Origin of the sequence: Psychrobacter sp. YGAH215 (assembly GCF_007280595.1) — a bacterium.
Taxonomy (GTDB): Bacteria; Pseudomonadota; Gammaproteobacteria; order Pseudomonadales; family Moraxellaceae; genus Psychrobacter; species Psychrobacter faecalis.
The window spans coordinates 1-20,267 of the sequence record NZ_VKLR01000021.1 but is presented as its reverse complement, the minus strand read 5'-3'; the positions used below and the strand labels follow the sequence as shown (position 1 = coordinate 20,267).

General features: G+C 43.7%; 19 protein-coding genes. 12 read left to right on the top strand and 7 right to left on the bottom strand.

Going from position 1 to position 20,267, the window contains the following annotated elements; translation table 11 throughout:
* Window positions 1–50 precede the first annotated feature (50 nt).
* From FOR85_RS09325 to FOR85_RS09315, 3 genes are all read right to left on the bottom strand, one after another.
* Complete coding sequence (locus tag FOR85_RS09325; RefSeq protein WP_144297709.1) at window positions 51–1,325, bottom strand: sodium:proton antiporter; 1,275 nt, start codon at window positions 1,323–1,325, stop codon at window positions 51–53.
* A gap of 144 nt (window positions 1,326–1,469) precedes the next feature.
* Window positions 1,470–3,062 carry a DUF2254 domain-containing protein gene (locus tag FOR85_RS09320; protein ID WP_144297755.1) on the bottom strand — a complete coding sequence of 531 codons (1,593 nt, stop codon included), beginning with the start codon at window positions 3,060–3,062 and terminating at the stop codon, window positions 1,470–1,472.
* A gap of 263 nt (window positions 3,063–3,325) precedes the next feature.
* Entirely contained in the window at window positions 3,326–4,879 is a 1,554-nt protein-coding gene (locus FOR85_RS09315) for a YihY/virulence factor BrkB family protein (RefSeq protein ID WP_144297708.1), read from the bottom strand.
* Between the two features lie 273 nt (window positions 4,880–5,152).
* Here FOR85_RS09315 and wrbA point away from each other — a divergent pair, with 273 nt between their 5' ends.
* Entirely contained in the window at window positions 5,153–5,770 is a 618-nt protein-coding gene (gene wrbA, locus FOR85_RS09310) for an NAD(P)H:quinone oxidoreductase (RefSeq protein WP_144297707.1), read from the top strand.
* Between the two features lie 54 nt (window positions 5,771–5,824).
* On the top strand, window positions 5,825–6,313 hold the full coding sequence (locus FOR85_RS09305; RefSeq protein ID WP_144297706.1) for a hypothetical protein: 489 nt from the start codon (window positions 5,825–5,827) through the stop codon (window positions 6,311–6,313).
* A 93-nt stretch (window positions 6,314–6,406) separates the two neighbouring features.
* Here the strand turns inward: FOR85_RS09305 and FOR85_RS09300 are convergent, their stop codons facing one another.
* Complete coding sequence (locus FOR85_RS09300; protein WP_144297705.1) at window positions 6,407–7,177, bottom strand: DUF3108 domain-containing protein; 771 nt, start codon at window positions 7,175–7,177, stop codon at window positions 6,407–6,409.
* A gap of 592 nt (window positions 7,178–7,769) precedes the next feature.
* Here FOR85_RS09300 and FOR85_RS09295 point away from each other — a divergent pair.
* Both FOR85_RS09295 and groL read left to right on the top strand, forming a co-directional pair.
* Window positions 7,770–8,060: a co-chaperone GroES gene (locus FOR85_RS09295; protein ID WP_144297704.1), complete on the top strand. Its 291-nt coding sequence runs from the start codon at window positions 7,770–7,772 to the stop codon at window positions 8,058–8,060.
* Window positions 8,061–8,201: 141 nt separating this feature from the next.
* Window positions 8,202–9,851 carry a chaperonin GroEL gene (gene groL / locus FOR85_RS09290; protein ID WP_144297703.1) on the top strand — a complete coding sequence of 550 codons (1,650 nt, stop codon included), beginning with the start codon at window positions 8,202–8,204 and terminating at the stop codon, window positions 9,849–9,851.
* A gap of 118 nt (window positions 9,852–9,969) precedes the next feature.
* Here groL and yaaA read toward each other — a convergent pair whose 3' ends face one another.
* On the bottom strand, window positions 9,970–10,770 hold the full coding sequence (yaaA, locus tag FOR85_RS09285) for a peroxide stress protein YaaA (protein WP_144297702.1): 801 nt from the start codon (window positions 10,768–10,770) through the stop codon (window positions 9,970–9,972).
* A 501-nt stretch (window positions 10,771–11,271) separates the two neighbouring features.
* Between yaaA and FOR85_RS09280 the strand changes: the two genes are divergently transcribed.
* The 6 genes from FOR85_RS09280 (at window position 11,272) to FOR85_RS09255 (ending at window position 15,929) form a co-directional block, all read left to right on the top strand.
* Window positions 11,272–12,429, top strand: a complete 1,158-nt coding sequence (locus FOR85_RS09280) for a Re/Si-specific NAD(P)(+) transhydrogenase subunit alpha (RefSeq protein WP_144297701.1) — start codon at window positions 11,272–11,274, stop codon at window positions 12,427–12,429.
* 114 nt (window positions 12,430–12,543) lie between these two features.
* On the top strand, window positions 12,544–12,891 hold the full coding sequence (locus FOR85_RS09275; RefSeq protein ID WP_144297754.1) for a proton-translocating transhydrogenase family protein: 348 nt from the start codon (window positions 12,544–12,546) through the stop codon (window positions 12,889–12,891).
* Window positions 12,888–14,288, top strand: coding sequence for an NAD(P)(+) transhydrogenase (Re/Si-specific) subunit beta (locus FOR85_RS09270; RefSeq protein ID WP_144297700.1), 1,401 nt, complete (start codon window positions 12,888–12,890; stop codon window positions 14,286–14,288). The genes FOR85_RS09275 and FOR85_RS09270 overlap by 4 nt, the downstream gene beginning before the upstream one ends.
* Before the next feature lie 134 nt (window positions 14,289–14,422).
* Window positions 14,423–14,959 carry an acyl-CoA thioesterase gene (locus FOR85_RS09265; protein ID WP_144297699.1) on the top strand — a complete coding sequence of 179 codons (537 nt, stop codon included), beginning with the start codon at window positions 14,423–14,425 and terminating at the stop codon, window positions 14,957–14,959.
* A 193-nt stretch (window positions 14,960–15,152) separates the two neighbouring features.
* Window positions 15,153–15,362, top strand: coding sequence for a Fe-S cluster assembly protein IscX (gene iscX / locus FOR85_RS09260; RefSeq protein WP_144297698.1), 210 nt, complete (start codon window positions 15,153–15,155; stop codon window positions 15,360–15,362).
* A gap of 66 nt (window positions 15,363–15,428) precedes the next feature.
* On the top strand, window positions 15,429–15,929 hold the full coding sequence (locus tag FOR85_RS09255; protein ID WP_144297697.1) for a GyrI-like domain-containing protein: 501 nt from the start codon (window positions 15,429–15,431) through the stop codon (window positions 15,927–15,929).
* Window positions 15,930–16,045: 116 nt separating this feature from the next.
* On the opposite strand, the gene dapE is transcribed toward FOR85_RS09255, so the two are convergent.
* Window positions 16,046–17,254 (bottom strand): succinyl-diaminopimelate desuccinylase, encoded by a 1,209-nt coding sequence (gene dapE / locus FOR85_RS09250; RefSeq protein ID WP_144297696.1) that lies wholly within the window; start codon window positions 17,252–17,254, stop codon window positions 16,046–16,048.
* An 85-nt stretch (window positions 17,255–17,339) separates the two neighbouring features.
* On the bottom strand, window positions 17,340–18,095 hold the full coding sequence (locus tag FOR85_RS09245; RefSeq protein WP_144297695.1) for a 2OG-Fe(II) oxygenase: 756 nt from the start codon (window positions 18,093–18,095) through the stop codon (window positions 17,340–17,342).
* Window positions 18,096–18,235: 140 nt separating this feature from the next.
* Here FOR85_RS09245 and FOR85_RS09240 point away from each other — a divergent pair, with 140 nt between their 5' ends.
* Window positions 18,236–19,111, top strand: coding sequence for a 23S rRNA (adenine(2030)-N(6))-methyltransferase RlmJ (locus FOR85_RS09240; RefSeq protein ID WP_144297694.1), 876 nt, complete (start codon window positions 18,236–18,238; stop codon window positions 19,109–19,111).
* Between the two features lie 10 nt (window positions 19,112–19,121).
* A complete protein-coding gene (gene pssA, locus FOR85_RS09235) occupies window positions 19,122–20,063 on the top strand; it encodes a CDP-diacylglycerol--serine O-phosphatidyltransferase (protein WP_144297693.1) in 942 nt (313 codons plus the stop codon).
* Window positions 20,064–20,267: the final 204 nt, after the last annotated feature.

Below are 20,267 nucleotides of genomic sequence, written 5' to 3'. Positions count from 1 at the left end.
TATACTGGCATTTCTTTGATTAAAACGGCTAAATGAAAACTATGTAAAGCTTATATTTCTGCGACTTTCTCGTCGGTACGAATGCTTTTGGCGACTTTACCAACGCTCAAACCTTGTACCAAAATAGAGAATATCACCACCGCATAAGTCAGCGCCAATAAAATATCGCGCTCACCGCCTGCTGGCAGCTGCAACACCAAAGCAACCGAAATGCCACCGCGCAATCCGCCCCATGTCAGCACTTTCCACGCGCCTTTTGGCAAATCAAGCTGACGATGAAAGGTTTTGGTGGTCATGCCGACGACGATAAAGCGTGCAACTAGGGCAATAACAATGGTCAAACCAGCAGCGATAAATAAATTGCCCGAATAAGCAATCATCACCACCTCTAAACCAATCAAGACAAATAAAATCGCGTTAAGAATTTCATCAATTAATTCCCAAAACAAATCAATATAATGGCGCGTTTTATCACTCATCGCTAGCGCCCGTCCACGATTACCTACCATTAAGCCCATCATCACCATCGCAAGTGGCCCTGATAAATGCCAATGGCTGGCGAGTGCATAGCCGCCTATGACGCCTGCTAGCGTTAATAACACCTCTTCTTGGTAGCTGTCGATGCTTTTGAGCATGTAGTACAAAACTGCGCCGAGCACTAAACCAAAGACTATACCGCCACCAGCTTCAACGGCTAAGGTATGGGCAACATAATTGGCCGTTGGGATATCGCCACTGGATAAAATACCGAGCAGCAGCACGAAAATAACCACGCCGATACCATCATTAAATAGTGATTCACCAGCGATGACCGTTTCAATACTTTTTGGTGCGCCAGCTGAGGCCAAAATACCCATCACGGCGATTGGGTCGGTCGGCGATATCAAAGCGCCAAATAATAAACACCACAAAAACGGCAGGCCAAAACCAAATAGCGGCAGCATAAAATAAAGGGCAGCGGCAATGAGTAACGCCGATACGATGGTGCCAATAAAAGCAAGGATACCAATGGGCAGTTTATAACGTTTTAAATCGCCAATATTGACGTGTAGCGCGCCCGCAAAGAGCAACATAGACAGCATGCCGTCCAATAAGACTTCGGTAAAATCAAGCTGTTCTAATAAGCTCACTTCGTAATCAATGAGCTGATCAAAACCTAAAAAGCCCAAAAATATCGCGCCGATAGATAATAAAATGGAGATTACCATCACGCCGATAGTCGTTGGTAAGCCGATAAAGCGATGATTGACATAAGTCAGTAAGGCAGTAATCGATAAAAAAATAGCGCTGATTTCTAGTACGCTCAAGCTGCTGGTAGGAGCCATAAAAAGGGTCTCAAGTAATGATAAAAATTCGCCCCGATTTTAGGACTTAGGAGGATTAACGGGGTTTTATTTTAGTTGTTTTTGTGCTGGCTTACCAGTTATGAGTGGCAAACTTATTTTTAGTTATAAAGATCATTTTAAACGCTATCTTGATTGTGTTTGTAGAGCTTGATGAATATGAGCATCGAACTTAGCGACATAAGCAAAATATTGGTGTTGGTCATTGTCGCTGAGAATAAACTGCTTGGCTTGCGCACACATGGCGCTTAAGTCATCGACCAAGGCCTGATAGCTAAGATTGTCTTGTCCCGCACGTTCAATCAACGTCAGCTCATGTAAGAGCGTTTGCTGCTGAGCATTATTAACTTTGGCATAATTAAGGTCTACCATTGCCTGACAAAGCGCCTTTAACACCATTAAGTCTGCGGTCGCGTAACGCCGTATCTCGCCAAGCGAGGTATCGATAAAGTCGGATATTTTAGGGGTATGAGTCACGACGGCTAATATGGCGTCGCGTGGTTTATGGCTTAAGTTTTCAATAGTGCTATTATCAGATGTTGTTTTATTTGACGTCGACTTGTCTGGATTTTTTATATAAAAATGATAGGGGCTTGGCGGCTGACGACGCATCATGATGCTAAGGCAGCTGGTCAAAGACTGTACGCAATTGACCGCAGTTTTGGGATCGTTAATTCCTGGAGAAAGGGCGCGTACCGCAATTTCGGTCATTTGTCCTAAACTATAAGCGATATCGTTAGAATGGCTTAGGCGCTGCTCAATACGGATACAACCAGCAAAGCGCTGCCAAAACAAGCTATCTGGCGCGCGCGGCACAATAGCAAGTTTTGGTGTGTTGGTCTGCTGGCGATTGTCTGGATGGTTGGCTGGGCGCTGATAAAAATAGCCGATAATATTTCTATCAGTGACAAAATCACCAAGATTGGCTTTGATTTGCACCACGCCTGCGTAATCTTGGCTCAACGTCACCAGTGATTTAAGATAAATTTGCTGTAAATACCCCGAGCTTGGCGCATAAATCGGCGTTGCAGACCAAGTGTGAAACTGTTCGACATCCTGATGCACAACATCACGTTGATGCTTGATATTACAGCGGTCTTTATACCAGTAGTGAATATTTTTAATCGCCTCATTACTGGCGCCTTCGATCACATGCGATGCCTGAATCGCATGCACCATATGCTGCACAAAATACACCAATAATAACGCGCAAATAATTGCCATGATAATGCCAAAGGTCACCGCCAATTGCGGTACACCAAAGGCAACATCGTATTTATGAATCGCTTTTAACACCAATAAACTATAGCTAAAGGTGCCAATAAACGCGCCTAAAACAAACTGATTGGGCGTATCGGTCAAAAAATTACGCAGCAATCTGGGGCCAAATTGCGAAGACGCCATTGATAACACGGCAATGGTAATCGAAAAAGTAGTCCCCGCGACACCAAGTACGGCACCAGCAATGGTGGTCATGATAGCGCGAGCGGCCTCATCATCGCCGGTAAAAGCAAAACTTAGCTCTCTAACCGTCTCGCGGTCAAAATGTTCATCAATGGTGACCAATATGGGCGCGAGGAGAATACCCGCTAACACACAAGCGCTAGGAATAAACCAATAAGAACCAATCAGCTGCTGCCACAGATTTTTTAGGCGATCGGGTAAATCCAATAGCGTCTGTAGCGACCACAGCTGGGCAAATTGCTTTAACCTGTGCATAAGGGTGAGCAATAGCGACTTAAGCCAGCCATTTTTAGGGTGTTTATCCAATATAATGCGCTCCAAAAATGACCTAAAAACTAAACAAGTTCTATTGAAAAAAGCCGTGCTATTGCCTCACTAAATGACGAGGCTTAAAAGGAATTACCTTACCATATAAATAGGATCGTTTAAAAATTTAGTAAAAAAAGCCCCTATGATAGGAGCTTATTTATATGTTGTAACGAAGATAAAAAATGATAGTTAGCTTACTTAACATAAGCTTACTTTATTATAGGCTTATCCGCTTCTGTAATAATATCGTCTCTCTTCCCGATTCTGTGGTCAAGTGTAGAAGGTTTATTGTCGCCAATATCTTTAGGAATGAGAATTTCATTGTTATTCTCATCGCATTCTACGTCGCTGTCCTTATCATAAGCGATAGGATCAAAGTCCGGCGTGACGTTATCCCTATCTTTATCTTTTTTAGATAGATAGTTAGGGGTTGCCTCGTTAGATTTTCTAAAGAGTTTAGAGCGAGTCTTTTTAGTTGAATTTGCTGTATTTTCCTCAGATTTTTTACGGGGTTCGCTATGAGCGAAAATCATATTCAATGGTAAAGCCAATTGCTGTTTGGCATAGGCTTCTGTATTTTCAAAGCGATCAACCAATAAGCTCAGCCAAGGTTTTTGGTCCTCAATGCTCATCTCATCAAGCTCATCTTTGATAGGCAAAGGGTAAGGCAGAGTACGATAAAAATCCCACAAGGTCATTTTGCTCAAATCTTTTTTCAGCACATAATCTTCTTCTTCGGTCATGGTGATAAGATTGCTGTCTTGCAGATAGTTAATGTAGGTATACCATTTTGGCAGCTCTTTACGTCCTAAGACATTACGCAGCGCTTGCTCGCTCACCGCTTCGCCTTTTAAATGATGGGTATAAATGAGATTTAACATATCAAGCAAACTTAGGAGCGGGTGGCGCGGATAAACCTCTTTGGTCTCAAAAATGGTCAAGGTATAACTAATCTCAACGCCGAGCAAAATCAAATTCCACGACAGATAGATCCATAATAAAAATATTGGCAGCGCGGCAAACGCCCCATAAATGGCCTCATAGCTGGTAAAATTCGCCATGACCGTACCAAAAAGGTTCTTCATTAACTCAAAAATAATCGCCACAAAGACACCAGCAATCGCCGCATTTTTTGCCGGGACACGCGCTTTGGGTATAAACCAGTACATACTAATAAAGCCCGCTACCGTGACCGCAATAGAAACGATTTGAATCCAAAACGACCAGTCGATACCGTAGCCGGCGATTTGTCGATTTAAGAAACTTAAGCTTTGCACCGTACTTGAGACGATAAATGCTGTGCCTAAAATCAGCGGTCCTAATGTCACAATCGTCCAGTAGCGCAGAATACTTTTCATGCCACCAGAGCGGTTTTCTACTCGCCAGATTTGATTAAAGGCGCGCTCAATGGTCGTCAAAGTCATGATGGTGGTAAAAAACAGTACCATCGAACCGATGATGGTCAGATTAGATGACTTTTCAGCGAAGTTATTGATATATTTGCTGACTTGCAAACTCGATTGCGGCAACAAGTTGCTATATATCACTTCATAAATCTGCGCTCTGACCGACGCAAGCGCTGGCACTGACGACAAAATCATCAATAGTACTGTTAAGATAGGCACAATCGATAATAGCGTCGTATACGTTAGCGACGCCGCTTTTTGTTGGCAGTTGTCTTCAAAAAAGTGCCGCGTCAAAAAACGTAGAAACTGAAACCAACGTTGGTGTAAAAAAGGGATTTTTTTTAGTAAATTTTCCATGACAACCATTTAACGGCAATAAGAGTGCGAATAGTGTAACAAAAGTAAGCGTGCAGAATCTGCCACTGAATTGTGTCAAAATGCACTGAGTCAGCGTTGGTTTACATGCTTGTCTATAGCATCTACAAAACGTCATTGCTAAATGGGCTTTGTTTGCTGTCAATGCATGACTCGGGCATAATATGCACATCTATTATTCATGCGGGTCATTTATAGTGTGGTTGACGCGCTTTTAACCATTCATTTTCACGACTTTTTAAGGATGTTTTGCTAATGAGTCAGACCGCCCCTTATGTTTTGGTGCTTTATTATTCAAATTATGGTACGACGAAGACATTAGCATATGCCATTGCTCAAGGTATTGAAGACGCTGGGATGACGGCGCGTATTCGTACGGTGCCGACCGTCGCGCCTGAAACCACCGCAACTAAGCCTGCCATTCCTGATGAAGGCGACCTTTATTGCACCATGGATGATTTAAAAGATTGTAGCGGGCTTGCGCTTGGTAGTCCGACGCACTTTGGTAATATGGCCGCACCAATGAAGTATTTTTGGGACAATACCGTCACCCTATGGCTGGCTGGCAATCTGCAAAACAAACCGGCTGCAGTATTTACGGCCACAGGCTCGATGCACGGCGGACAAGAAACGACCTTGCTGACGATGATGATGCCGCTATTGCATCATGGCATGATGATTGTGGGCGTCCCTTATGCTGAGCCTGCGTTAAATAGAACGCAGCGTGGCGGCTCGCCTTATGGCGCAAGTCATGTCAGCGGCGCGTTACATGACCAACCAGTATCGGCAGATGAGCGCGAGCTGGCGATTGCCCAAGGTCGGCGTTTGGCAATTACCGCGTCTGCCTTAGCGCAAGCCAATTGGCAGCGTTAATTAACCCTTATATATTGCCGCTTGCTGTTATCAATTAGGAAATACATATCTCTCATGGTCACTAACCAATCCAAGCAGGACAGTAATATCGACACGCCCGCAGCAAAAACGCCTGAGATAGTTAATGCGCAAAAGCCGATAGCGCCTATACGTCAGCGTTTGATGGTGACGTGGTTGGTTTGGCTAGCGTTTAGATTATTGGCATTGCCGATTTTAATCAGCGTCTTTAATCCTAGCCGTCCCGATATCGTTGGCGGTATCGCTTGGCAAGCGTTATGGTTGCTACCGGCGCTGGTCTTAACGCCATCGATATTACGCGGGCGTTCGCCTTATGCGCTATTGATAGACAGTATGTTTACCTTGGTTTATCTTGGCGCGAGTGGGGTGGTGCTATTTACCCGTGTTTATGGCAGTAGTTGGGCTGAGATAATGGTCTATCTATTTGATTTTGTGTTGTTACTTACCATCAACGTCTGGTTATTTATCTTGTTAAAACGTCTACCGTCAATGAACAATGTCGTTAAACAGCCACGTTCTCGCTAAAATTCACATAGAAAGTTTTATACGGATAAAAAAAGCGGCGCTTCATTTAGAGCGCCGCTTTTTTACGTTAACCATTTATACAAAGATAAGGGCTTAATTGACTTTGGTTAATTCTAAATCCATCTTTTTACCATCGTTAATTTGACTGACTTTAACTGGCAGATAATCTAAGCTTGGCGCCAACCAAAAACTGGTCGAGCGGCTATTGTCATCGTGCACGCGGTCCACACGCACGGTATCAAACGTACCTGCTGGTACGGTGATTTTAGTATTGCCTGATTTTTTAAAAGGCGTTTTCTCAATTTTGTCTTTTTTCGCCATGTAATAGTTGCCAGAGAATTTACCATTTAATAAATCTTGGCGAATTTGCACCTCAAGGCTTAAATCATCAAAGGCTTGCTGCGCCATATTTAAAGTCGTCGATTTGCCGCGATAGTTACTTACTACCTTTTTACTGCTTGGATTAAAGTCCAATTTGTGCGTACGACCAACGCCCAATAGTTTATAAGTGGTGCTGGCCTGAGTTGGCACCACATTATTACCGTTAATAGTAAAGGTACTATTTTGCGCGGCGGTGGCGACACCAGCAACGCGAGCATTGACATTGTATTTCCAGGTATTACCAGATTTATTCAACGTACGGGTAGCTGTACCTTTATATTTATCTTCAATGGTGAAACTATAGTTCGCGCTTGAGGGCTCAACGCTTTTGGCGCTGGCAAGGGTAGGTGCGGTCATACTTAAAGCTCCAATCGCAGCAATGCTTGCCCCAGTGGCTAAGGCGGTTAAAATTTTAGAGGGGCTGCGTTTCGGGTTATTAGAATGGGTTGTTAGGGATTGTTTATTTTGTGATAAAAAACTCATGGATATTCCTTAATTTGGTTTCAAGCTGTATTGGCAGTTTCGATTAAAGCTACTGTATTTTATTTAACTATTATTTATAGGGGTTGTTATGTGCTCACCCTTATATATTGTCATACTCTGTTACATTTTCAAGGGCAGGGGCACAGTGAAGCGTTAGGCTATTGTAGTCGATGTTGCTGGTTTAGCTAAAGCGAGCTTACGCCGTAACTTGCTGTAAGCTTGGTAAGAAATGAGGAAGTTAATGAGCTGATACTGCTAAAAGCTTCATTTATAATCGCTCATTTTCTCCTTATTATTTGATGGAAGGCTTGTTGTTTTAAAGCAATGCTCAAGCCTTTAATAGCGTGCAATTTAATCAATGGACTATTTATCACTCTCACTACTGCTTGCATAGGTAAGGATGTGCAAAATTCTTGTAAATTTTTGGGCTTTACACTTGAAGCAAACTTGCCTTGCCCCCACTTTCTGATACAAGCTCAAAGCTTATCTAAAGAATGCTGTTTTTAAGCAGACATTCTGCTAGATCTTGGTATTGAGATCATTCATTCAAATAAACCCTTATGTTAACTAACCAAATTTTGGAGTCGTATCGATGAATATTCGTCCTTTACATGACCGTATTGTCGTCCGCCGTATCGAAGAAGAAACAAAAACGGCTGGTGGTATCTTGCTTCCTGGTTCAGCTCAAGAAAAACCGTCTCAAGGTGAAGTGCTAGCAACCGGTAACGGTCAGATTCGTGACAACGGTGAAACTCGCGCGTTAGATGTAAAAGTTGGCGATAAAGTCTTGTTCGGTCAATATGCGGGTCAAACGGTAAAAGTTGACGGCGAAGAGCTATTGATTATGAAAGAAGCAGACGTATTGGGTGTACTAGAAGGCTAATTGCCAATAAGGAAATTTTGGCTAACATTTTTTGGCTAACGATTTTTAGCCAACAACAGTTATACCCAAGAACATTTATAAAAAAATATCATTGAAACCTTTCATTGCATTCTCATACTTATAATAGTGGAGTAATTTAACATGGCAAAAGACGTAAAATTCGGCATTGATGCCCGTAAACAAATGATGGACGGTGTAAACGTTCTAGCAAATGCGGTAAAAGTAACTTTAGGCCCTAAAGGTCGTAACGTGGTTATCGATAAATCATTTGGCGCACCTACCATCACTAAAGATGGTGTTTCGGTTGCCAAAGAAATCGAGCTTGAAAACAAATTTGAAAACATGGGCGCACAACTGGTGCGTGAAGTGGCTAGCCGTACCAACGATGTTGCTGGTGATGGTACAACGACTGCGACTGTATTGGCTCAGTCAATCTTGGTTGAGGGCATGAAATCAGTTGCCGCTGGCATGAACCCAATGGATCTAAAACGCGGTATCGATAAAGCCGTTCGCGCTGCTGTTGAGCAAATCCATTTGCTATCAACGCCAGCTGATGATTCAAAAGCGATTGCCCAAGTGGGTTCTATCTCTGCTAACTCAGACACCAAAATTGGCGAACTGATTGCCCAAGCGATGGAAAGAGTCGGTAAGCAAGGCGTTATCACCGTTGAAGAAGGTTCAAGCTTTGAAGATACCTTGGAAGTTGTTGAAGGTATGCAGTTTGACCGTGGTTATATCAGCCCGTACTTTGCCAATAAGCAAGACAGCTTAACCGCTGAATTCGAAAATCCTTACATCTTGCTTGTTGATAAAAAAATTAGCAATATCCGCGAGATCGTGCCATTACTTGAGCAAGTCATGCAGCAAAGCAAACCGTTGCTAATCATTGCTGAAGACGTAGAAAACGAAGCATTGGCAACACTAGTTGTAAACAACATGCGTGGCGGCTTAAAAACTTGTGCGGTTAAAGCACCAGGGTTTGGCGATCGTCGTAAAGCCATGCTAGAAGATATCGCAACGCTAACTGGCGGTACGGTTATCTCTGAAGAGATTGGCTTAAGCCTAGAGACTGCTACTCTTGAGCAGCTTGGTACAGCCAAGAAAGTCACGGTCGGTAAAGAAAACACCGTTATCGTTGATGGCGCTGGTAACAAAGCTGACATCGAAAACCGCGTTGAATCTATCAAACGTCAAGCTGAAGAATCAACGTCTGACTACGATAAAGAGAAGCTTCAAGAGCGTATGGCAAAACTTGCTGGCGGCGTTGCCGTTATCAAAGTAGGCGCGGCAACTGAAACTGAAATGAAAGAGAAGAAAGACCGCGTTGATGATGCGCTACATGCGACTCGTGCAGCGGTTGAAGAAGGCGTTGTCCCTGGCGGCGGCGTTGCCCTCGTTCGTGCGATGAATGCCTTGTCTGAACTACGTGGCGATAACGACGACCAAAATGCGGGTATTAGAATCCTACGCCGTGCGATGGAAGCACCTTTACGTCAAATCGTGACCAACTCAGGCGAAGAAGCGTCAGTGGTGGTTAATGAAGTCAAGAGCGGCAGTGGTAACTACGGTTACAACGCTGCTTCTGGCGAATACGGCGATATGCTAGAGATGGGTATCCTTGATCCAGCAAAAGTATCACGTTCAGCACTAGAAAATGCGGCTTCTGTTGCAGGCCTCATGCTTACAACTGAAGTCATGATTACTGACTTACCGCAAGGTGATGATGCTATGGCTGGCATGGGTGCTGGCGGTGGAATGGGCGGTATGGGTGGAATGGGCGGCATGATGTAATTTATGCCTCTTTACCTATAATGCTTACTACTATATTTTATAGTACGTAGTAAAATAAAACCCCGATATGCTGAGCTTATCGGGGTTTTTTTATGCAAATTAGATATTTGTTTGAAGACTACTGACTTGCTTCATCCCGACGAAATGTCCACGTTTTATCGTCAGACAGCTCATCAACATAATAATAGCCTGCCAAATCAAACTGCTTTAGCTGCTCTGCATTGGTCAGCTTATTGTCAGCTGCGTATTTCACCATCAATCCACGTGCTTTTTTGGCATAAAAACTAATCACTTTATATTGACCATTTTTCTCATCTTCAAATCTTGGCGTGATAATTTCAGCATTTAGCGCTTTCTTTTTTATTACCTTAAAATACTCATTAGAAGCAAGGTTAATTAAAACTTTGTCCTCACTATCTGCCATACGTGCATTGATTGTTTTAGTCACTTTTTCGCCCCAAAACTCGTAAAGATTATCCCCGCGCTCATTTTTTAGCTTGGTGCCCATCTCTAGGCGATATGGCTGGATTAAATCGAGCGGTTTAAGCACGCCATAAAGACCTGACAAAATACCCAAGTGTTCGTTAACGTAAATAGCAGTATCTTTGTCCATCTGATACATATCAAGCCCGCTATAAACATCTCCGTCAAATAAATAACCCGCTGGTTTGGCGTTGTCGCCTGTAAAGGGACTATTTGTACTCCAAGCCCAGTCTTGATTACGTCTGGCATTAAGCTGCGCCAAATCGTCAGAGATACTCATCAGCTCTTGTAAATCGATCGGCTCTTTGGCTTTTAGATTTTTCATTAGCACTTGCGAGTGCTCAATCAGCTCGGGCTGGCTATAGTAGTTGCCAAGATTGACTGGTACAGCATCTTTCTCATTAAGAGATTTAGCAGGGGAAAGTAAAAAATACATGGTTAGTCCTTATTTATAATGAGTTAAAGGGCGTTCTAATTAAGTGTCAAGTTTTCTTATTATACGGTAGACAGTATTTTATCTTGACTTAGTCGTAGCTGTTTTGTATTTTTAAGCGTCATCGTAGACATATGTCAAATATCAAAACAATTTGTGCGTTGGCTCAGAGCTAATAGCTTACAGGCTTTGCGCGCTTTTGGAAAAAATAAAAGTTTTTAATATAACAATAAAAGTTATGATGATGGTGTAAATGCCTAACTTTTTATTTTACTTGTGGGTCATCATTAGGCAATGAAAGTTTGCAGATGTTATCTCTATAATAAAAAGGCATGATGGCAAAGGAGCTATCATTTATTAAATTGATAATCTTTGGTCTTAAGTTCTTAACCAACCACGACCAAAGATTTTTTTGTCCCCTGTGCTTTTTAAAGATGCGTTGCGGGTGTTAAAAGATAGTCATTAAACGTGAGTATAGTCATTTGACGTAAGTAAGGAGACGGTATGAAGATTGGTGTTATTAGTGCAGATAGCGCGAGTGAAAAACGGGTAGCGCTAACCCCAGACGCGGTAAAAAAATTACGTAAACTAGGGTTTGAAGTCGTCATTCAGTCAGGTGCAGGTCAAGCGGCGTATTACGCTGATGAGCTGTATCAAGCGGCGGGTGCTGACATTGCCAACAGTAGTACCGAGGTCGTCACCCAGTCTCAAATTATTACCACGGTCAACGACTTGCCAGCGGCGGTAACTGAGCATTTAACAGCCGGTCAAGTGGTCATTGGTATGCTTGACCCATATCGCAATAGCCAGCTAGATACTTATGCGGCCAAAGGTGCAACCGTCTTTGCCATGGAGTTATTGCCACGTACTTTGTCACGTGCGCAAAATATGGACGTCTTATCGTCACAAGCCAACCTTGCCGGTTATAAAGCGGTCTTGCTTGCTGCTAATGAATACTCGCGTCCATTTCCGATGTTTATGACCTCAGCGGGTACGGTGAAACCTGCCAAAGTGGTCATCTTAGGTGTCGGGGTTGCAGGTTTGCAGGCGATTGCGACGGCGAAGCGTTTGGGCGCCGTCGTTGAAGCCAGTGATTTGCGCCCTGCTGCCAAAGAACAGGTGGAATCGCTTGGTGGTAAATGGCTTGACGTGCCAATGAGCGAAGACGAAGCGCAAAAAGCCAAAGCCACGGGCGGTTATGCATGGACGCCCTCTGAGCAATATATCAAAGATCAGGCTGCTGTCGTAGATAAAGCCTTGAGCAACGCAGATATCGTCATTACCACCGCGCAGATTCCTGGACGTAACGCGCCGCGCTTGGTGCATGGGGCAACGCTTGCCAAAATGAGAGCTGGCTCAGTACTGATTGATATGGCCGCTGGCACGGGCGGCAACGTCGAAGGCAGCGTGCCTGATGAAACCATTACTACGCCAAACGGTGTGCGTATCGTCGGGGCAGCCAATATTCCATCACAATTGGCGGCGCAGTCTTCAGATTTATATGCCAATAACCTTGTTAATTTTATCACTACTTTAATGGCTCCTGCAGCTAAAGACGACGCTTCAGCGAAAACGCTGGCACTGAATTTAGACATGAATGATGAGATTCAAGGGGCGTTAGCAGTGACGCATGACAATCAAGTACGTCTTGCTAAACGCTAAGCCTTAAATATCCAGTCTCGAATTTCATTACCTTACATTTGCCAGACACGAACAAATTTTTAGGAGGATTAGATGATTGCCACTATTTTAGCGGCAGCGCCAGCGGGTGCGGCCATGAGTAGCACACCGTTTGTAGCGATTTTCACGGTATTCGTGCTCGCTATTTTCGTCGGATATTACGTCGTTTGGGGCGTCACGCCAGCACTGCACACGCCACTAATGGCAGTAACCAATGCCTTATCAAGTATCGTTATCGTCGGCGCGATGCTACAAACCGTCACCATTGACGGCGCGATGTTTACCCCAACCAGCTTGCTCGGTGCTTTTGCCGTATTTTTAGCCAGTATCAATATCTTTGGTGGTTTTGCGGTGACTGAGCGTATGCTGGCAATGTTTAAACCAAAAGCAAAAAAAGCGCCAGCGCTTGAAACTGCGACGACTGAAAGCGGAGGCGATGCATGAGCGATTTAACAAATATGATTGCAGCAAATGCGGATTGGTTTTACTTAATCGGTGCTATCCTTTTTGTCTTAACGTTGCGTGGTCTTTCTAGTCCAAAAACCGCCATTCGTGGCAACCGCTTTGGTATGGTAGCGATGGCAATTGCAGTTGCAACGACCTTTTTCTTAGCCGAAGGCCCTGTGCTGTGGTTAATCATCGGTGCCATGGTATTGGGTGCAGTCGTCGGCATGTGGAAAGCAAAAACGGTTGCTATGACCCAGATGCCAGAAACCGTTGCTTTGATGCATTCATTCGTAGGCTTGGCAGCAGTGGCGATTGCCTTAGCGACCGTACTGCATACTGAGCAACAGCATGGCGCAGTCGCCCGTGCTGAACTGTTTATTGGTTGTTTTATTGGTGCGATTACTTTCTCAGCGTCTGTTTTTGCCTTTGGTAAATTAGCCGCAAAAAGTTGGGCAAAAACCCTAGTAGGCGGCTGGGTAAAACCGGTACAAGCGATTCTATTTATTGCTATGATTGGTTTTGGTATCGTCTACTTTATGACCGATTCATTGCCAGCTTTCTATGCGATGGCAGTATTAGCCGTAATATTTGGTTGGATGTGGATTGCGCCAATCGGTGGCGGTGATATGCCCGTGGTTGTGTCGCTATTGAACTCATTTTCAGGTTGGGCAGCAGCGGGTATCGGTTTTACCCTTGGCAACTCGATGCTGATTATCGCAGGTTCGCTCGTTGGTTCGTCAGGCGCGATTTTATCTTACATCATGTGTAAAGCCATGAACCGCTCTCTACTAAACGTTTTGTTTGGTGGTATGGGTACGGCAGCTGCCGCTACAGGCGCAGATGATGGCGCACCTAAAAACTACAAAGCAGGTTCGGCAGAAGACGCAGGTTTCCTCATGTCTAATGCCAGCAGTGTGGTGATTGTACCGGGCTACGGTATGGCGCAAGGCCGTGCTCAAAACGCGGTCAAAGAATTGTATGAGCTGTTAAAAGAGGAAGGCGTCAATGTGCGCTTTGCCATTCATCCGGTCGCTGGTCGTATGCCAGGCCATATGAACGTACTATTGGCGGAAGCTGACGTGCCTTATGATGACATTCTTGAGATGGATGAGATTAACTCCGACTTTGCCAGTACTGATGTGGTCTTAGTCATTGGTGCCAACGACGTCGTCAATCCATCGGCAAAAGATGATCCATCATCCCCAATCTTTGGTATGCCAATTTTAGAAGTCAATAAAGCGCAGACGGTCATGGTTATCAAGCGTTCAATGAGTACGGGCTATGCAGGTCTTGATAACAGCTTGTTCTATATGGACAAAACCATGATGATCTTTGGTGATGCCAAGAAAATGGTTGAAGAGATGGTACGTAGTATCAATGGCGGCGGTCATTAATTGCTAATCATCTACTAGCAATATTTTCACGAAAAAGTCACTGAGGTGGCTTTTTTTGCGTTAAGGTAGGCAGCATTTATCAAAGCTATATTTACTCATAATTCATACAGAATAACCGTGCAGAGATTTCCTTTATGAACATGTTGATACGTTTTTTTATTATGGTCAGCTTATTAAAGCAGCAGCTTAAACAGCAAACGGCTAATGAACACCTAAGTGTCGAGACATTAACCAAACCAATTGTGCGCCACTATCGCGTATTGCCACACGACATGGGTTTTCGCGACCATCTGCCCAATTACCGCTACTTGTCTTTTATCGAGTTAAACATCACTAAATGGCTGATGGCCTGCTGTCATCAAAAGGGGCTTAAAAATCTCGGCTGGATTATTGCCATGCAAGAAATGGTCTATCTCAAAGAAATTAAATTCCTGAATAAAATGACGGTAAATAGTACGCTTGTCGGTTGGGATAAAAAATACGTCTATTTTGAAACGCGCTTTTTGGTAAAAAATCAGCTCATGGGTGTTGGTATGACTAAATTTGTCTTAAACGATAAAAAAGGCAAATGCGCACCAGAGATATTGGATATGACAGGTGAGCAGACAAATGAGGTCATTGTTTCTTGGAATCAGCATCAAGTAGCGATTAAATCTGCAGAAACAAAATAAAAAGATAAAGCGAAAAGTTAAAGCAACAAAGGCGGTATAACGAACTTGTCTATAATCAGTTGGCGAATTTTGATAGGATAGGGGGTTAGTAAGTGAGCAAGTAAAGCGTTAGACAAACATTATACAAACAACTGGTCAAACTAATCTCTAGTTTGATGAAAACTATAAAATAAATAACAGTTAAGGAGCTACCATGAGCCCGCAAAAACTAAAATGGACAGACAGCTTAGATATCGCTATTGAGCTTTATGAAAAATTCCCTGAGACCGATCCGCAGTATATTCGCTTTACTGATTTACACCGCTGGGTGACGGAGCTAGAAGGTTTTGATGATGATCCGCAAAAATCAAACGAGGGTATCTTAGAAGCCATTCAAATGAATTGGATTGATGAAGCGGATTAAGGCAGTTATGCTCATTTAATCGCACATCAAATAAAAATCACACAGCACAACAGGGCAGGCAGCATCATGACGTCACAAATTAAAGAGCTACCCGAAGCGATAGCTTGCAAGGGTATTAGCGTACGTACCACCAATCACGCTGAAATCAGCCACGAAACGGCAAAATTAGGCCGCTTATGGCAAAAGTTTTATCAAAACTACATGGGTGATTTGCCTGAAGATCAGGATATTTATGGTATCTACCACAATTATGAAAGTGCTGATTTAGTAGGGGCGTTTGATGTTGTCGCTGGTTGGGAAGTGGGCAATGAGCAGGCGCAGCCGGATAATGCGGCGGTCGCCAATAAGAGTAATCTTGTAACAATAGCCATTCCCGCAGGGAAATACTTAGTCTTTTCAGAAACAGGTAATATGCCTAATACCGTCATGAATGCGTGGGAGAAGGCTTGGGAGTACTTCAACGACCCAAGCTGTGAGTATACTCGTAGTTATAATGTCGATTTTGAGCACTATATTGATGGTAATTTAGAGTATGGGCAAGTGGATGTTTATATAGGGATTGAGTGAAGCTAGTAAGTAGCTTAATTGACTTGTGTTGTTCAAGTCCTTATCGATAAAAGATCATAATAAAAAAGCGCCAAATACGAAGCAGATGGCGCTTTTTTTGTTTCTATAGGTTATGTCTAATCAAGCAGCAGATTCTCCAAAATCCCTTCATATATCTGCGCCAATTTGCCCAAATCATCTACTTCTACCTTTTCATCCACCTGATGAATCGTCGCATTACGTACGCCAAGCTCAACCACTTGCGCACCGGTTGGCGCGATAAAGCGTCCGTCTGAAGTACCGCCAGAAGTAGATAACGTAGTATCAACATCAGTCACAGATTTAATCGCTTGCTGGCAGGCCGATACGAGTTTGCCTTCAGGGGTTAGAAATGGCTGACCGGATAATTTCCATTGGATATCATAACTGGCTTTGCTGTTCTCAAAATGCTTATCAAAAATAGCATGAGTTCTCGCTTTTAATTCTTCTTCCGTCGTTTCTGTGGAAAAGCGGAAGTTAAAGATAACGGTTAGCGTTTCAGGAATAACGTTGGTTGCGCCTGTACCGCCATTGATATTAGAGATTTGCAAAGAAGTCGCAGGGAAATACTCGTTGCCGTTATCCCAAGTGGCATTGGTTAATTCTGCTAATGCCGCCATTGCCGCATGAATCGGATTGCAAGCCAGATGCGGATAGGCAACATGACCTTGTTTGCCAGTGACGGTCAGCTCGGCGCCCAATGAGCCGCGGCGACCGTTTTTAATGATATCGCCAAGCGTGTCGGTACTTGAGGGTTCGCCAACGAGGCAATAGGTGATTTTCTCATTGCGCGCTTCAAGCGTTTCAATGACTTTCACCGTCCCATTGATGGACGGGCCTTCTTCATCTGCGGTGATTAAAAAAGCAATAGAGCCATTGTGCTGAGGATGATTAGCGACAAAACGCTCGGCGGCAACGGTAAAAGCAGCAATGCCGGTTTTCATATCAGCGGCACCGCGCGCCCATAAATAACCATCGGCAATGGTGGGTGTAAATGGCGGATAAGTCCAATTGTTTTCATCACCCGTAGGCACGACGTCGGTATGACCAGCAAAACAAATAACCGGATCGGTGATGCCACGGCGCGCCCAGAGGTTTTTGACTTCCGCATGTTCGCCGCCTTGGTTTCTCTCACCAAAATACATAAACTCGCAATCAAACCCAGCCTGCGTCAGGCGCTCTGACAATATGTCTTGGCAGCCATCATCATCGGGGGTGACAGAAGGACGTTCAAGTAGGGCGATGCTTAAATCTAAGGTTTGTTGTTGATGGGTTTGAGAAACTAGGTCTTTATCCATATCTGACATGAGAAACCTTTTTTATGATGAAATGATAGATAGAGTAATTAAATAAGCGGCGCTTGTGAAGAATAGTATATAAATATAACGATATTTAAATATTATCCTCAACAAAAGGCACCAAACCATCACGGCGCATCCACGTCGCGATAGAATAACGCTGCCGATGGGCAATTTGTACTTGATGTTGTAAGTCACTATCAAATATGACCAGTCGATTGGCAACAGGCATGACATTATGATTGATGCCATGTTTGTCGACTACTTCTAACGCACCGCCATCACTATCACGCCAATCATCATTGAGATAAAACACCGCCGAGATAACGCGCTCATCACGTCCAGCCGGATTATCGCTATGCCATTGATAGCCAAAACCTACCGGATAACAAGCGTAATGTGCCTCACTATGGCGAATACCAGCAAACAAGCTTTGATTGAATAAAGCAGCAAGCGCATTGATACTTTGTAAATAATAGTAGCCTGCAAAGAAGTTTTCGGTAATCCAGCGAATGCGATCACCGCGAATATTGCTAACCCGAATGCCAGCCGTCAGCTCGGCGTCACGATAGTCAATAAAACCGCTCTCAGACTGCAGAGCCAATAGCGCTTTATTTTCAAACACATCGTCAATAATCATCCAGCCATCGTCTACAAACGTATCTAGCTGTTTATCGGTTAGCTTATTTTGCCAATCGACATCAAAGTCCGAAAATTGTAATTCATGCTGAGTGAGTAGCGTTTGCCTTTCGTCATCGCTAGGTGGGTATAGTAGTGGCGGGTTATCCGCTCCAATCGGATGATCGACGACTAACTGTGTCACTTCAAGATTGCTAATAATCTGCGTCATTTTGCCTCGCCGTTATCAATAAACATGCCATTCACTGTCAATACACAGCCAATCCATGCCTTTTTACCAAAACCATCGTTATCTTTTACTCTGCCTATGCTACCATAGATGCAATTTTTCTTATTTAAACTTTTGATCTTATGAACTATAAACACGCCTATCATGCCGGTAACTTTGCCGATGTCGTTAAACACATTTTATTGGTACAACTGCTGAATCAATTGGGGCAAAAGAACAAACCTTTTTATGTGCTTGATGCTTACGGTGGTCGTGGACTGTATTCGCTCGGCAGTGAAGAGGCGCGCAAAACAGGCGAAGCCAAAGGCGGTATCCAAGCTTTGTTAAAAGCCGACATCGAAAAAGCACCGGCGGCCGTCAAAGACTATATGGAAAGCATTAAGCAAGCGCGTTTCACGTATGATAAAAAAGTCTATCCTGGTTCACCTTGGTGGATTGCCCATCATGTTGAAAAAAATCCTGATGCCGGCGTGCGCGGTGAAGCGTTTGAAGCCAAAGCCAGTGAATACGATGCACTAAATTATCAGCTCCATAAATTGCCGATTGGTATTCATCATCGCAATTCTTTTGAAGGTATCGCTGCGGTGATTCCACCAAAAGAGAAGCGCGGTTTGATTTTTCTTGATCCGCCTTACGAGCAAGAGCATAAAGACTTCACCCGCCTGATTGACCTATTGGTACATTCTTATAATAAGTGGCCACAAGGTACTTACGCGTTATGGTATCCAATTAAAAACATGGAAGCGGTTGAGCTGTTTTACAAAAAGCTAAAACGGACTGAAATGAGACGTCAATTGGTCTGCGAGCTCAATATCTATCCTAACGACATCGCTGTTGGTCTAAATGGTACAGGGTTACTCGTTATCAATCCGCCTTGGCAATTTGACAATCACGCACGTGAGATTTTGCGTTTCTTACAGCCGGTGTTAAAAGTTGCGGATGCCCCAGACATGTCTCCTGATAGTGCCACTAATGTGCGCTGGCTGGTCGGCGAATAAGGATATCGTTATGACGACGAATCAATCATCAAGTAGTATGGGCAAAGATAGCCTTGCAAAGGACAGTCTGGTAACCGACAAGGTTATGAATGACGGTTTGGTAAAAGAGCCGCTCTTACAGGATAGTGCTGCCACTCAGCCGCCTTTTGTCGATGAGCATGAGTTCAATATTCGCCTAGCGGATAATGACAATTATGATGGTTTGACCTTTGAGGTGATTGAAGCAGAGGTTGCCGAAGGTAAGCGTGTGGTTAGTCGCGGTGTCTATTTAGCACCGAATCTGATTACCACTTTATCCTTACTATCGGGTTTTTATTCTATTTTAGCCAGTACCCAAGGCGAGTTTTATAAAGCCTCACTGGCGATTTTCTTATCCGCTATCCTTGATGGTGCCGATGGGCGTGTTGCGCGTATGCTTAATGCGCAAAGTCCTTTTGGCGAGCAGTATGATTCACTCGCTGATATGTTGGCTTTTGGCGTTGCGCCTGCAATCCTGATTTATAGCTTTGCTTTAGAGCCGTTAGGTCGTATTGGTCTTGGTTGCGCCTTCGTCTTTACCGCTTGCGCCGCGTTTCGCTTAGCACGTTTTAATGTGCAAGTTGGTATAGTCGATAAAAAATACTTCGTCGGTTTGGCAAGTCCGCTTGCGGCTATCTTGGTTACCGCCGCTGTCATGGTTGCGGTCGATCATAATGAATGGGTCGGACAATACGATACTGCCATCATGTTCTTATTTGCGGCATGGGTGGTTATCTGCGGCTTATTGATGGTCAGTAATGTTAAATACTATAGCTTTAAAGAGTTCGATAAAAAGAAAGTGCCATTTGTTGTGCTTATCATTGGCGTATTGGTCATGAGTATCATCTTATATGATATCCCAGTAGGCATTTTAGCCATCGGTATCATCTATGCATTATCAGGTATCGTAACCACCTTAAAGAGTAAAATGTAAGACTAAAGCCAAAAAATCAGATTTAAATCCTAAGCAATCAAGGGGTTAGAAGATATATCAATTTAAATTTTCAAACCCCCTTGACCCCCTACTAAAAGCGCGTATAATGCCACCCAGTCGAAAGGGAAGAGCGTTTACAAAGTGCTTTAGCACTGAATAAACACCCATTAGCGAGAAAGAACACATCAAAATACTTTTACGTAG

Excerpts from the sequence above, each read along its gene's own strand:
- iscX (WP_144297698.1), top strand. The coding sequence starts at position 15,153 with ATGAGCCCGCAAAAACTAAAATGGACAGACAGCTTAGATATCGCTATT.
- FOR85_RS09325 (WP_144297709.1), bottom strand. The coding sequence starts at position 1,325 with ATGGCTCCTACCAGCAGCTTGAGCGTACTAGAAATCAGCGCTATTTTT.
- FOR85_RS09265 (WP_144297699.1), top strand. The coding sequence starts at position 14,423 with ATGAACATGTTGATACGTTTTTTTATTATGGTCAGCTTATTAAAGCAG.
- FOR85_RS09240 (WP_144297694.1), top strand. The coding sequence starts at position 18,236 with ATGAACTATAAACACGCCTATCATGCCGGTAACTTTGCCGATGTCGTT.
- pssA (WP_144297693.1), top strand. The coding sequence starts at position 19,122 with ATGACGACGAATCAATCATCAAGTAGTATGGGCAAAGATAGCCTTGCA.
- FOR85_RS09270 (WP_144297700.1), top strand. The coding sequence starts at position 12,888 with ATGAGCGATTTAACAAATATGATTGCAGCAAATGCGGATTGGTTTTAC.
- groL (WP_144297703.1), top strand. The coding sequence starts at position 8,202 with ATGGCAAAAGACGTAAAATTCGGCATTGATGCCCGTAAACAAATGATG.
- FOR85_RS09255 (WP_144297697.1), top strand. The coding sequence starts at position 15,429 with ATGACGTCACAAATTAAAGAGCTACCCGAAGCGATAGCTTGCAAGGGT.
- dapE (WP_144297696.1), bottom strand. The coding sequence starts at position 17,254 with ATGTCAGATATGGATAAAGACCTAGTTTCTCAAACCCATCAACAACAA.
- wrbA (WP_144297707.1), top strand. The coding sequence starts at position 5,153 with ATGAGTCAGACCGCCCCTTATGTTTTGGTGCTTTATTATTCAAATTAT.
- FOR85_RS09275 (WP_144297754.1), top strand. The coding sequence starts at position 12,544 with ATGAGTAGCACACCGTTTGTAGCGATTTTCACGGTATTCGTGCTCGCT.
- yaaA (WP_144297702.1), bottom strand. The coding sequence starts at position 10,770 with ATGTATTTTTTACTTTCCCCTGCTAAATCTCTTAATGAGAAAGATGCT.
- FOR85_RS09295 (WP_144297704.1), top strand. The coding sequence starts at position 7,770 with ATGAATATTCGTCCTTTACATGACCGTATTGTCGTCCGCCGTATCGAA.
- FOR85_RS09280 (WP_144297701.1), top strand. The coding sequence starts at position 11,272 with ATGAAGATTGGTGTTATTAGTGCAGATAGCGCGAGTGAAAAACGGGTA.
- FOR85_RS09315 (WP_144297708.1), bottom strand. The coding sequence starts at position 4,879 with ATGGAAAATTTACTAAAAAAAATCCCTTTTTTACACCAACGTTGGTTT.
- FOR85_RS09245 (WP_144297695.1), bottom strand. The coding sequence starts at position 18,095 with ATGACGCAGATTATTAGCAATCTTGAAGTGACACAGTTAGTCGTCGAT.
- FOR85_RS09320 (WP_144297755.1), bottom strand. The coding sequence starts at position 3,062 with ATGCACAGGTTAAAGCAATTTGCCCAGCTGTGGTCGCTACAGACGCTA.
- FOR85_RS09305 (WP_144297706.1), top strand. The coding sequence starts at position 5,825 with ATGGTCACTAACCAATCCAAGCAGGACAGTAATATCGACACGCCCGCA.
- FOR85_RS09300 (WP_144297705.1), bottom strand. The coding sequence starts at position 7,177 with ATGAGTTTTTTATCACAAAATAAACAATCCCTAACAACCCATTCTAAT.